Here is a 13,782-nt window from a genome sequence, read left to right as displayed (position 1 = left end):
TTTTAATTTACTTCACAATTTCTTGTTTCAGTTTGCTGTCTCAAGGGCTGCGTATACTACGCTACACCTTTTTATTCGTCAAGATCTTTTTTTAAAATTTTTGACCTTGCTCACTAACACGACCTTTATCTGCCTGTCGCTGACACCGTGTCAGTGGATGCGCATTATAGGCACTTCTTTTTTTTTCGCAAGTGAAAAATAATACTTAGAAGTCCGTTTGTTTTTTATTTGTTCAGCTACAATATTGGTATATTTGTTATGAAGTACAATATGTTATTATAAACACTCTAAAAAAAGAAATTTACTGTTAGAAACATTTATTAATATTTTCAATCATAGATAACTTAAACTCTTTGTCAAAATCATTTAGCTATGACTCTTCAAAATATTAACGATTACCTCCTATTAAATATTTTGCTTTATCATTGAATACTAATTTAATGATATATGCTACCAGAATACTTATTGCCAAAGTACATATTAAAAAGCTAATAGCGCCAAGTGACGCTAATTGACCATTATCTGTTTTGATAATATATCCAAAAGGTGAATTAACCAATTGCGTTTCTAAAAATATCACAATAATTTCATGAATAAAATAAATTGGAAAACTAACATTTGCCATGAATGAAAAAAACTTATATGTTTTGCCTTCATTATTTTTGTGGTTCAAATCATCCAAAAAATAAAGTGCTAAAATAAATAAAATAATCTTTTGTAATGTATCGTAATAAAGTTTTTCAACGCAGAGATGATCAAGGTAGCGATAAGCAAATGGAATAAAAAAACATAAACCAAAAAAGAAAATCACTAGCAATAAATTATTTTTAACTAGTTGCATAATTTTTTCATAGTTCTGTTTTATCATCATACCGGTTAAATAAACTGGTCCATAATGCAACAAATTTAATAACGGCTTGGTATAATCAGGTTTAGTAAACATGACTACCCAAAACATTGATATCAGACCAATAACAATCAAACTCTTTTGAGACCAAGAATATAGTAAAGGACTAATCGCAAAAACCATGATAATCATTGGCATAAACCACAATGGTAACAATTGCGTTCCGGTTAACATCATTTTGGCAATAGAACCAAATGCACTTGGTTCAGTAAATGAATAAAAAGGTAAACTAGATAAAGACTGATAATGAAAGTAAAAAAAACAGAAGATTGATACCGATATATATGGGCATACAACTGTTTTGAATTTAGATAGATAATATTCCTTTACCTTATATTTGTATGTTAAATGTTGAAATAAAAAACCCGCAATTAGAACAAAAAAAGTGGTGAAGTTAAAAGCAAATAAATTCAAAAAAGAAAATAAATAACTATTAGCGATTAAATTACTATTTTTAAAAACACCTAAGCAATGGCTAAAAACGATCATAATGATAGCTACGCCACGCAATACATGGATAGAATGAATTTTTTGAGGTTTGATTGTTGCCATTTTAATACAAAAAATATAACGAAGGAAATTTAGCATACATTATCATAAAATCTGCTAAGAAAAACTAAGATTATTATAGAAAAGTAATAAAATATTTCTTGACAAAAGCGGGAGAGAATAAAAAAAGATTTATGTATAAAACTGATTTTAATTAATTAGTTAATTTATTCTTAGCAAACGAACATAAAGGTATAATTTCACGTTTTTCTTGTCGTAACTTTTTAACCACAAGTTCAAGTAGCTTGTCTGCAATACCTTGACCTCGATAAACAGAATCAGTATATGTATGATTAATCGTTGCCTTATCTTGCCCAATTCGAGTAAATGTCATTTCAGCTATTACTTGATTATTATCATTACAAACATAAAAACGGTCATTATCTTGCTTATATTGTAATGTCATAAAAACCTCAAAATTATATCAAAATTAATAAAATATGAACGGAAGAATATGTTGAAATTCATTGATAAAAAATCTTTATAAGATCAATAGTGTGAATAATTGATATCTAATTAAAATTTAGCACTATCAATTATTCACATCATACTCGATTATCAATTTTAAAATTTTTAAAATAAACGTTTTGCAGTATTATAAAGGTCCATATCAAATGGTCTTTTCATATTATTAATCGCATCAATAATATCATGATGCACTAATTTACCATTTTGGATGCCGACACAACGTCCTGCATGACCATTAATAAGTAATTCAACGGCATAAGCCCCCATGCGCGAACCTAAAATTCGGTCATAAGGCACTGGTGAACCACCGCGTTGTACATGTCCCAAAATCGTTGCTCGAGTTTCATGATGAACTGCAGCTTCAATATCTTTGGCCAATTGATTTACATCACACATATGTTCAGTAACAGTGACAATCGCATGTTTTTTCCCTTTAGCAAAACCTAATTTTATTTCTTCAATTAAGTCTTCTTTAGTATATGAAACTTCAGGGATAATCATAAATTCACAACCACCAGCCACTGATGCACTTAATGTCAAATCGCCACAATCACGCCCCATAACCTCAATCACAGAAATTCGATGATGTGAAGAACAAGTGTCTCTTAATCTATCTATAGATTCAACCACTGTACTTAGTGCAGTAAAATAACCAATAGTATAGTCAGTTCCACGGATATCATTATCAATAGTGCCAGGTAAACCAATACATGGAAAACCTTCTTCAGTTAATCGCATAGCCCCCATATATGAACCATCACCACCGATAACGACCAAAGCATCAATTTGATGTTTCTTTAAATTGTCAATGCCTTTTTTTCTAACTTCTTGGTTTTTAAACTCAGGAAATCTTGCTGATCCTAAAAACGTCCCACCTCGAGTGATAATGTCTGAAACACTAGAGCGCTCCAACTTAACAATGTGATCTTCACAAAGTCCCAAATAACCATCATAGATACCGAAAACATCTAAGCCTTCAGTTAACGCAGTTCTCACAACTCCACGAATAGCTGCATTCATCCCTGGTGCATCACCACCACTGGTTAAAATACCTATTTTTTTTATCATAAAAAATAACTCCAATTTATAAACCTTTGGCTATTATAAGGTCATAATAATTAACTAACAATATAAAGTTTAGGAGCTGTTTTGAATAGTTTTTCTACTGATTCATTTCTAGCGGAACAACAGAAACAGGATCTTGATGAATAATTACTGTTGCAGGAGCAAATTCTTGAGCAATATGTTTCTCAATCGTATCGGCGACTGCATGAGCTTTGATTAAAGGCATATCATCGTCTAATTCAAGATGTAACTGTATAAATTTTAACGGACCAGCTTGTCGAGTTTTCAAATCATGAAAACCATGTACATTTGAGTATGAACGAACAATTTCACAAATTTTTTGGTTATCACTTTCTGACAAAGCTTTATCTAATAAGTCTTGAATTGCACTATAGGCTATTTTATAAGCATTATAAAAAATATATAACGCAATAAAAAAGGCAAAACAAGCGTCAGCATAAGTAATACCGTACCAACTTAAAAAGAGAGCTACAATAACCGCAATATTCATAAACATATCAGAAGAATAGTGCAACATATCAGCTTCAATTGCTTTACTTTTAGTCTGTTTTATTACATATTTTTGATATAGAACTAATACACCTGTCACAATAACTGAAATCACAGATACGGCAATACCTAGTAGAGGTGAGGCTATTGCTTCAGGATGAATAATAGATTTAATACTTGAAATTAACAAAATAGTTGCAGAACCAATAATAAAGGTGCTTTGTGCTAATGCAGCTAACGATTCGGCTTTTCCGTGCCCAAAAGTGTGATCATCATCAGCCGGTTTTAATGCATAACGAACTAAGAAAAAGTTAAGTCCAGATGCAAGTAAATCAATACTTGAATCTAAAAGAGAGGCAAACAAACTCATCGAGCCAGTAAACCAGCACGTAAGTAATTTTATAATAATTAGGAAAACAGAAATTAAAACAGCACTTAGTGTTGCCCTTTTAATTAACTTTTCGTACAAATGTGATTTTGACATTTGTTACCTATTTATTGGTAGGATGCTATCCCTTGTGGTAGAACCAATTGTGCAGCAACTTGAGCTGCAGCCTTTTTATCTAATAGAATTTCAATAATTTTCAATGCAAAATCAATAGACGTTGCAGGACCTTGACTGGTAATGATTCTATTTTGTGCATCAAAATAAACTCTATCCGATTTCCAATTTTTAATTGTATCTTTGGTAGTTGGATAACCAGTCATATAAGCATTTGGGAATAAATTGTGATGTTGCAAAACCATTGCTGGAGTTGCACAAATGGCAGCAATCAAATTGCCGGCTTGATGTGATTGTTTTAATTTTTTAATTAATTGCTGGGAGTCACGAAAGTTTTCCGCACCTTTTAATCCACCAGGTAAAATAATCACATCAAATTCAAGATTATTAACTTCTGAAAATACCTTTTGGGCTAAGATAGTTACTCCACGAGAACATTTAATTTGTCTATCTTCGGTGATGCTAGCATAAGTGACATTTATTCCGGCTCGAGTTAATAGGTCAATAGTTGTAACAGCTTCGGTTTCCTCACAGCCATTCGATAAAAATACTAATGCTTGCTTTGTCATATTACACTCCTTTTTATCTAATAGCTGTGTTTAAACAGCGTCAAAAATTAAAACTATTTTACTCGTTCGATATTAGCGCCCAATTTTCTAAGCTTCTCTTCAATATTATCATAACCACGATCAATATGGTAAATACGATCAACAACTGTCGAACCTTCAGCAATACATCCAGCTAAAACTAAACTTGCTGAAGCTCGTAAATCAGTCGCCATAACTTGAGTACCACTAAGTTTTTCAACACCATGTGTAATTAAAGTATTACCTTCGATTTCGCCATGAGCCCCCATACGAATAAGCTCTGGCACATGCATAAAGCGATTTTCAAAAATCGTTTCTTTGATAATTCCAGTTCCTTCTGCCACCATGTTTAATAATGAAAACTGGGCTTGCATATCCGTTGGGAACCCTGGATGTGGTGCAGTATGAATATTTACAGCTTTTGCTCGTTTGCCTTGCATATCTAAACAAATCCAATCTTCACCTGTTTCAATATTAGCACCAGCTTCCTTCAATTTTGATAGCACAGCATCTAATAAATTTGGATCAGTTTTACGACAAGTTATTTTACCTCTTGAAATAGCAGCTGCAACCAAAAATGTTCCTGTTTCAATACGATCAGAAACAACCTCGTGTACGCCACCACCCAGACTAGTGACACCTTCAATTTCAATACGCATCGTGCCAACCCCGGTAATTTTAGCACCTAGCATATTTAAGAATTTTGCAGTATCAACAATTTCAGGCTCACAAGCTGCATTTTCTATTATAGTTTTACCTTCAGCTAAGGTTGCTGCGCACATAATTGTTACTGTCGCTCCAACACTCACCTTATCCATAACAATGTGAGCACCTTTTAAACGACCATTAACTGAGGCTTTAACATATCCTTCATCTAAAGTGATTGTCGCACCTAACTGTTGTAAACCTGTAATATGCAAATCTACAGGTCTTGCACCTATAGCACATCCGCCCGGTAATGAAACTTGCCCTTGCCCAAATCGAGCAACCAGTGGACCTAAAGCCCAAATTGATGCACGCATGGTTTTGACGAGTTCATAAGGTGCACAATAATTGTCAATTTGGCCAGCATCAAGATGAATAGAACCGTTACGTTGGTATTTCACGCCTAATTGCGCAAGCAATTCAAGTGTTGTATCGATATCTTTTAATTTGGGAACATTTTGCAACTCAACTGGTTTTTCAGCCAAAATTGCAGCAAATAAAATAGGTAGCGCAGCATTTTTAGCGCCAGAAATGACAACTTCCCCATTTAAAGAAGTAGGGCCAGTAACGTGAAACTTTTCCATTGTTAACTCTTATTCATTTTAAATGGCCGTTATTATAGAAGTTATTTATCAATAGATAAATGAATTTTACCAAAATATAATGACTAATTTATCTTCACTAAAACAACCCAACACAATTTCAATTATTTGATATACCTCTTTTATTTTTCCTAAATTTTATTTAATAAATTAGATTAAAATTATTATTAATCAGAGATTGACTCACTTCACATCGACATTTATAGTGAGATTGATATCTTTGAAAATATCAACTGTTTAAAAATAAAATAATTTTAACTGCTTTGTTTAATAAAAGAGATAAATATGTTTGACTCAATCGCTAAAGCTGGAAAATATTTAGGTCAAGCAGCCAAACTAATGGTTGGGATTCCCGATTACGATACGTATGTACAACATATGAAACTAACTCATCCAGAACAAACACCTATGACTTATGAGGAGTTTTTTAAAGAACGACAAGATGCTCGTTATGGTGGTAAAGGTGGCTTTAAGTGTTGTTAAATAGAAAGGAATAGTTTATGACACAAGATATTAGTACTTCCTTGTTACCAGTCACCTTATTAACTGGTTTTCTCGGCTCAGGAAAAACAACTCTCATCAATTACCTGCTTGAAAATAATCACAATGAAAAAATAATGATTATTGAAAATGAATTTGGTCCAGTAAATCTTGATAGCAACTTACTTACACCAAATCATGATATTCAAATTGTTGAAATGACCAATGGTTGCATTTGTTGTACTGTGCAAGGTGAATTGACCAAAGCTCTCCATCAATTGCACGCAGAAAGACAAGCTGGTAAATTGCAATTTGATAGACTTATTATTGAAACCACTGGTCTTGCCGACCCGGCACCTATTATTCAAACTTTTTTTATTGATGAGCTAATTAGAGAAACCATTAGACTTGATGCAATTATTACGATTGTTGATTCTCAACATATTTTGCAACATTTAAATGAACATCGAGTTGCCGTTTCTCAAATTGGTTTTGCCGATCGTATTATTTTATCTAAAACCGACTGCATCACCGAACAACAACAAATTGAAATTCTAAATCGCCTTCAAAAAATTAATAGTAAAGCAACTATCTATCAAGCGATTAATGGTAAAATTGCAAAATCACAATGGTTAGATATCCATGCTTTTGATTTAGATGAGGAATTAGTTCTTAATAAAGGTTTTTTTATTGTTAATCCATCCAAACATTTAGAAACTAATTTTAAAACAATTCCATATCAAACCTCATCTTGGAATGATGATATATGTTCCTATCTTTTTGAAGCTGGAGAGCTTGATCTTAAAAAGATTGGCTCATTTATGGAAAATCTAGTTGAAAAATACGGCAATGATATGCTGCGCTATAAAGGAATACTTGCAATAAAAGACAATAACCAAAGGCTCATTGTTCAAGGAGTCCATAAAATTGTCGGTTTTGATTACGGTTCTCCATGGCAACAAGCTTCCAAAAAAATATCTCGCTTAGTTGTGATTAGTCGAACTTTACCATTTGATGAATTAAATAAGGAATTTTTACAGACAGTAGCAAATTAACTGATCACAATTAATTAAAATTGACTAAAAAACCCCTTTCCTCAAAATTTTTTAGTAAAATCGAATAAATCTTCGATTTTACTATTAACTGCCTTTTTATCGAATGTGGTAAAATGGTCAACTTTCAACCAAATAAAATAGACAACACAAGAATATGGATTACGATATTGCCATCATTGGACTTGGACCTGCTGGTAGCACGCTCGCTCGGTTACTTAGCCCATCTTTTAAGATCATTGCATTAGATAAAAAACATCAAGCTGGTGATGAAGGTTTTCATAAACCATGTGGTGGCTTATTGGCTAATGATGCACAGAAAGCGTTTGTAAGACAAAAGCTAAATTTACCATTGGATATATTAACTGATCCGCAAATTTTCAGCGTAAAAACCATCGATCTGCAAACTAAACTGATCCGTAATTATCAACGCAGTTATGTCAATTTTGATCGACATAAATTCGATCTATGGTTAAAATCGCTTATACCCAATAGTGTTAATGTGTTACATAATACGCTATGCAAAGAAATCAGAAGAGTCATTGATGGATATCAAGTCACTTATATTGATGAAAATAAAATTGAACATAAGATTACCGCTAGATACGTAGTTGGAGCTGATGGCGCAAATTCAGTTGTGAGACGTATGCGCTATCCTAATCATTCCATTAGACAATATGTTGCTATCCAACAATGGTTTACAGACAACCATAAAATTCCCTTTTATTCTTGTATTTTTGATAATAAAACCACAAATTGTTATGCATGGAGCATTTCCAAAAATAAATATTTCATTTTTGGCGGTGCCTTCCCTAAAAAGACAGCCAATCAACATTTCGAGTTATTAAAAGAAAAATTAGCTCAACAAGGTTTTATTTTTGGCGAACCATTAAAAACCGAAAAGTGTCTTGTTGTTTATCCAAATCGATTCCGAGATTTTTATACTGGTAATGAAAATATCTTTTTAATTGGTGAAGCTGCGGGCTTTATTAGTGCTAGCTCACTAGAAGGTATCAGTTATGCACTTGATAGCGCTGAAATTCTTAGCAAAATATTAAATAGTGGCGTAGCAAAACCTAATAAACATTATTATCAAAAAACAATGCCTTTACGCTTTAAACTATATAGCAAAATTATTAAAGCTAAAATTCTTACTACGCCAATATGGCGAAAATTAATAATGAAAAGTAAAATTCAGCATATAAAAACAATTTAGCTAATACAAAATTAGCAAATGTTACTAACAATGAAATATAACAAGGAATAGACATTATGTTTGATGTTAGCGATCTTATTCGCTTTAATCACGAATGGTCAGAAAAAATAGAACAAGAAGATCCTGATTTTTTTAAACAGCTTGCCATTGCTCAGAACCCCAAATTTTTATGGATTGGCTGTTCTGATAGTCGAGTACCAGCTGAAAAATTGATTAAATTAAAACCCGGAGAATTATTTGTTCACCGTAATGTTGGTAATTTGGTTATCCATACCGATCTTAACTGTTTATCTGTCGTGCAATATGCCGTTGATGTACTTGAGATAGAAGATATTATCATTTGTGGACACTTAGGTTGTGGTGGAATTAAAGCTGCAGTCGAAAACCCCGATCTAGGTCTAATTAACAATTGGTTATTACATATTCGTGACTTATGGTTCCGTTATAGTTCTTTAATTGGCGAGTTTCCGGCCGATATTCGTTTAGATATCTTATGCGAGCTTAATGTTATTGAACAAGTTTATAATCTAGGGCATTCAACCGTTATTCAATCCGCATGGCAAAGAGGTAAAAAAGTTAATTTACATGGTTGGGTTTATGGGATTGATAATGGCAAGATTACTGACTTACATATTACATCATCGAGCAGTGAAAATCTTGAAATCAATTATCGAGAAGCTATTTCTTATCTGTTAAATTTGCATAAATCACAATAATTTTATTTAAATCGATGGATAATTTGATTACTGCTGCCTCGCCATAATAGTTTGGGATCAGCCAGTTCTTGCACAAATTTTCCATCAATCAAAACATCTATATAGGGAACTACAGCTTGTTGAGCATCGGTTAATTCATCAAGCTTATAGCCTGTCCACAACCAAATATCTTTATTATCACACTCATTTTTTACTCGTTTTACCAGTTTTAAAATGGCAGGGACATTTTGTGGGTGCAAAGGATCACCACCAGAAAGTGATAATCCTTGGCGTTTTATTTCAGTATCTTGTAAATCTTTAATAATTTGATCTTCAAGTGATTGTGTAAATGGCTTACCAGAGTTTATTCCCCATGTGCTTTTGTTATAACAGCCAGGACATTGGTGTATACAGCCGGCAACAAAAAGTGCACAACGAGTCCCTTCGCCATTAACAACATCAACAGGATAATAACGATGATAATTCATAATGATAAAATAATTTATTAGCCTATTTGCCCATTATCTAAATGTTTAACTCGGCGTTTGACTTCTTCTTGTTTACCCGCATTAAATGGACGAGCATCAGGACTACCTAAATATCCACAAACACGACGAGTAACAGAAACTTTAGCTGAATCATGATTACCACAGCTAGGACAAACAAAACCTTTGCTAGTACATGAAAATTCACCGGTATAACCACATTCATAACATTCGTCAATTGGCGTATTGGTACCATAATAAGGTACACGCGTATAGCTGTAGTCCCACACATCTTCTAATGCTTTAACATTATTAATCATGTTAGGGTATTCGCCATAACAAATAAAACCACCGCTGGCTACTGCTGGATAAGGTTTTTCAAATTCGATTTTTTCATATGGATTCACTTTTTTCTCAACATCAAGGTGGAAACTGTTAGTATAGTAACCTTTATCTGTTACTCCAGGAATAATACCAAATTCAGAAGTATCTAAACGGCAGAATCGGTCACATAAGTTTTCACTCGGTGTACTATATAAACTAAATCCATAACCAGTCTCTTTTTTCCATTGCTCAACCGCTTTAGCTAAATGTTCAACAATTGCTACACCTTTATTACGTAAGGTTTCGCTATCGAATGGATGAGTTTGGTTACCATAAAGTGCATTTAAAGTTTCATGCAGACCAATATAACCTAAAGAGATTGATGCACGGCCATTTTTGAAGATTTCAGAAACACTGTCATCTTCTTTTAAGCGAACACCACAAGCACCTTCCATATATAAAATCGGAGCAACACGAGCTTTGACACCATCAAGACGAGCAATACGAGTCATCAATGCCTTTTTACAAAGTGTTAAACGTTTGTCTAAAATTTCCCAGAAACGAGCTTCATCACCTTTAGCTTCAATGGCGATACGAGGTAAGTTAAGACTAATAACACCTAAATTATTCCGGCCATCATGAATTTGTTGACCGTCTTCTTCATAAACACCTAAAAAGCTACGGCATCCCATTGGCGTTTTAAATGATCCAGTTACTTCAACAACTTTATCGTAGTTTAAAATATCTGGATACATACGTTTACTTGCACACTCTAATGCTAACTGTTTAATATCATAATTTGCATCACCTTGTTTGTGATTAATACCATCTTTAATGGCAAACACTAATTTAGGGAATACCGCCGTTTTATGATTTTTACCTAACCCTTTTATACGCACTTTTAAAATTGATTCTTGAATTAACCGCGATTCCCAACTTGTTCCTAAACCAAAACCAAAAGTAACAAATGGAGTTTGTCCATTAGCAGTATGCAAAGTATTTACTTCATATTCTAAAGATTGAAATGCATCATAACACTCTTTTTGGGTACGACTTTCTGCATAAGCCTCTGGATTTGGGATATTCCATTCCTCAGCAACTTGCTTATGTTTTTGATAACTAATAGTGACAAATTTTGCTAAAATTTCATCAATACGATTTATGGTGGTACCACCATAAATATGACTAGCAACTTGCGCAATAATTTGAGCTGTTACTGCTGTTGCTGTTGCGATAGATTTTGGCGGTTCAATTTCAGCATTACCCATTTTAAAGCCATTAGTTAACATGCCATCTAAATCAATTAACATACAGTTAAACATTGGGAAAAATGGTGCATAATCAAGGTCATGATAATGTATTTCACCGCTATCATGCGCGCGCGAAATATCCTTTGGTAATAAATATTGTTTCGCATAATGTCGAGCAACAATACCTGCTAATAAATCGCGTTGAGTAGGAATGACTTTACTATCTTTATTCGCATTTTCGTTCAAAATAGCGACATTACTTTGCTCTATTAGCCCACGAATATCTTGATTTAAACGGCTACGCTCTTCACGAGCACGATCACGATCATGTCGATATTCAATATAGGTTCTCGCTAATTTTTTATAAGGGCCTGACATTAGTTGATTTTCAACAACATTTTGAATTTCATTAATATCGACACTTTCACGATCCATCATTTGATTAGTCACTACGCGAGCCACCGCTGCACAATAATCTGGATCATTAACATTAGCCGCAACAGCTGCTCTTATAATAGCATCCTTAATACGAGTCTCATTAAATGCAGTCTGACAACCGTCACGTTTGATTACTACGGGCATATATACTCCTCAATATTCATTAATAGTTAGCGCTTAGCGTGAGTTTTTATCGACCTTAATAGTTAATGGATTTATTCAAAACTATTGATTTTTTATTAAAATATGAGGCATTTTGATATAAACTCGGATTTTCACATCGCTTTAGAAAACACTATATGTAGTAAATATGCTTGAATTATACACCATATATTGTGTTTTTCTAGTTTTTAAAAAAAATAATTTACTTGACAAGGCAAACGCCAATAATCACAAGTCTTCCGGTGAATAGCATTAAAAAAATGTGGATAAATAGGATATAAAAGGTGAATAAATTTTGTTAGAGTGCAAATTAATTTTGCACTCTTATATAAGAACAAGTATAGATATTAATCAGAATTAAGATTCAATATTTAACCAATCAGTATGGAATACACCTTCTTTATCGATTCGTTTATAAGTGTGCGCACCAAAATAATCTCGTTGAGCTTGAATTAAATTAGCCGGTAATACTGCTGAACGATAACTATCATAATATGCGATTGCAGCCGACAGTGTAGGAACAGCGATACCATGCGAAACAGCTAAACAAATTACATCACGCAATGATTGTTGATAGGCTTCAACGGTTTTAGAAAAATATGGCGCTAAAAGTAAGTTATCAATATTATTATTTTCATTATAAGCATCAGTAATTTTTTGTAAAAATTGTGCCCGAATAATACAACCTGCTCTAAAAATCTTAGCGATTTCACCATAATTTAGTTGCCAATTATAATGTTCTGATGCAGCTTTTAATTGAGCAAACCCTTGTGCATAAGAGATAATTTTCCCCATATAAAGCGCTTTACGAACTTTTTCAATTAATACTTGCTTATCTCCTGTAAATGCCTCTTTACTAGGACCTTTTAGTACTTTTGACGCAGCAACACGTTGATCCTTAATCGCTGAAATATAACGTGCAAATACCGATTCAGTAATTAAAGATAATGGTTCGCCTAAATCTAATGCACTTTGGCTTGTCCATTTGCCAGTACCTTTATTACCTGCTGCATCCAGAATCTTATCAACCAAATAATCGCCATTTTCATCTTTATATTTAAAAATATCTGCCGTAATTTCGGTTAAATAACTATCTAACTCGCCTTTATTCCAATCAGAAAAAACGTCAGAAAGTTCATCATTAGTTAATCCACCTACATGTTTTAATACACTATAGCTTTCAGCGATTAATTGCATATCACCATATTCAATGCCGTTGTGAGCCATTTTGACATAATGTCCGGCTCCATCAGGGCCTATATAAGCTACGCAAGGTTCCCCATTCGCTTTTGCAGCAATTTTTTCTAAAATTGGTGCAACAAGTTCATAAGCTTCTTTTTGACCGCCAGGCATAATCGATGGTCCTTTTAATGCACCTTCCTCACCTCCTGAAACACCTGTTCCGATAAAATTAAAGCCTTCATCTGATAACATTTTATTACGACGGATTGTATCCTCAAAATAAGCATTACCACCATCAATAATAATATCACCTTTATCTAATAAGGGTCTGAGTTCATCTATAACTGCATCGGTACCTTTACCTGCTTGTACCATAATTAGGATACGACGAGGTTTTTCCAAAGAATTAACAAAATCTTCAATAGAATAATAAGGAACCAATCGTTTATCAGAATGTTCTGCTATAACCTCTTCTGTTTTATCTCTAGAGCGATTGTAAATTGATACTGAAAATCCACGACTTTCGATATTCAGTGCTAGATTTCGCCCCATAACCGCCATTCCGATGACACCGATTTGTTGTTTAGACATAATTTGGCTCCT

General features: G+C 33.4%; 13 protein-coding genes. 4 read left to right on the top strand and 9 right to left on the bottom strand.

Annotated elements, in window-relative coordinates; all coding sequences use genetic code 11:
- Nucleotides 1–388 precede the first annotated feature (388 nt).
- The 6 genes from B6C99_RS07735 to murA form a co-directional block, all read right to left on the bottom strand.
- Entirely contained in the window at nucleotides 389–1,459 is a 1,071-nt protein-coding gene (locus tag B6C99_RS07735; RefSeq protein ID WP_158092457.1) for an acyltransferase, read from the bottom strand.
- Between the two features lie 151 nt (nucleotides 1,460–1,610).
- A complete protein-coding gene (locus B6C99_RS07730; protein WP_086359312.1) occupies nucleotides 1,611–1,862 on the bottom strand; it encodes a GNAT family N-acetyltransferase in 252 nt (83 codons plus the stop codon).
- Between the two features lie 167 nt (nucleotides 1,863–2,029).
- The gene (gene pfkA / locus B6C99_RS07725; protein WP_086359311.1) at nucleotides 2,030–2,992 is read right to left on the bottom strand and encodes a 6-phosphofructokinase; all 963 of its coding nucleotides are present in this window, start codon (nucleotides 2,990–2,992) and stop codon (nucleotides 2,030–2,032) included.
- Between the two features lie 94 nt (nucleotides 2,993–3,086).
- Complete coding sequence (locus B6C99_RS07720; protein WP_086359310.1) at nucleotides 3,087–3,983, bottom strand: cation diffusion facilitator family transporter; 897 nt, start codon at nucleotides 3,981–3,983, stop codon at nucleotides 3,087–3,089.
- 11 nt (nucleotides 3,984–3,994) lie between these two features.
- Nucleotides 3,995–4,570, bottom strand: a complete 576-nt coding sequence (locus B6C99_RS07715) for a DJ-1 family glyoxalase III (protein WP_086359309.1) — start codon at nucleotides 4,568–4,570, stop codon at nucleotides 3,995–3,997.
- A 53-nt stretch (nucleotides 4,571–4,623) separates the two neighbouring features.
- On the bottom strand, nucleotides 4,624–5,877 hold the full coding sequence (murA, locus tag B6C99_RS07710; RefSeq protein WP_086359308.1) for a UDP-N-acetylglucosamine 1-carboxyvinyltransferase: 1,254 nt from the start codon (nucleotides 5,875–5,877) through the stop codon (nucleotides 4,624–4,626).
- Between the two features lie 303 nt (nucleotides 5,878–6,180).
- On the opposite strand from murA, the gene B6C99_RS07705 reads away from it, so the two are divergent.
- The 4 genes from B6C99_RS07705 to can all read left to right on the top strand — a co-directional run bounded on the left by B6C99_RS07705 (nucleotide 6,181) and on the right by can (nucleotide 9,359).
- Nucleotides 6,181–6,378, top strand: a complete 198-nt coding sequence (locus tag B6C99_RS07705; protein ID WP_065577812.1) for a YbdD/YjiX family protein — start codon at nucleotides 6,181–6,183, stop codon at nucleotides 6,376–6,378.
- A 17-nt stretch (nucleotides 6,379–6,395) separates the two neighbouring features.
- Complete coding sequence (locus tag B6C99_RS07700; protein ID WP_086359307.1) at nucleotides 6,396–7,430, top strand: GTP-binding protein; 1,035 nt, start codon at nucleotides 6,396–6,398, stop codon at nucleotides 7,428–7,430.
- A 154-nt stretch (nucleotides 7,431–7,584) separates the two neighbouring features.
- Complete coding sequence (locus B6C99_RS07695) at nucleotides 7,585–8,643, top strand: FAD-binding protein (protein ID WP_086359306.1); 1,059 nt, start codon at nucleotides 7,585–7,587, stop codon at nucleotides 8,641–8,643.
- Nucleotides 8,644–8,699: 56 nt separating this feature from the next.
- Nucleotides 8,700–9,359, top strand: coding sequence for a carbonate dehydratase (gene can / locus B6C99_RS07690; protein WP_065577815.1), 660 nt, complete (start codon nucleotides 8,700–8,702; stop codon nucleotides 9,357–9,359).
- A gap of 2 nt (nucleotides 9,360–9,361) precedes the next feature.
- Here the strand turns inward: can and nrdG are convergent, their stop codons facing one another.
- From nrdG to gndA, 3 genes are all read right to left on the bottom strand, one after another.
- Entirely contained in the window at nucleotides 9,362–9,826 is a 465-nt protein-coding gene (gene nrdG, locus B6C99_RS07685; protein WP_086359305.1) for an anaerobic ribonucleoside-triphosphate reductase-activating protein, read from the bottom strand.
- A gap of 17 nt (nucleotides 9,827–9,843) precedes the next feature.
- Nucleotides 9,844–11,979 (bottom strand): anaerobic ribonucleoside-triphosphate reductase, encoded by a 2,136-nt coding sequence (gene nrdD / locus B6C99_RS07680; RefSeq protein ID WP_065577817.1) that lies wholly within the window; start codon nucleotides 11,977–11,979, stop codon nucleotides 9,844–9,846.
- A 375-nt stretch (nucleotides 11,980–12,354) separates the two neighbouring features.
- Nucleotides 12,355–13,770: an NADP-dependent phosphogluconate dehydrogenase gene (gene gndA / locus B6C99_RS07675; protein ID WP_065651298.1), complete on the bottom strand. Its 1,416-nt coding sequence runs from the start codon at nucleotides 13,768–13,770 to the stop codon at nucleotides 12,355–12,357.
- Nucleotides 13,771–13,782: the final 12 nt, after the last annotated feature.

This window comes from Gilliamella sp. N-G2 (genome assembly GCF_002142215.1).
In the GTDB taxonomy this organism is placed as follows: domain Bacteria; phylum Pseudomonadota; class Gammaproteobacteria; order Enterobacterales; family Orbaceae; genus Gilliamella.
Note: the sequence above shows the minus strand (reverse complement) of the source record. Positions and strands in the feature narration are given on the sequence as shown.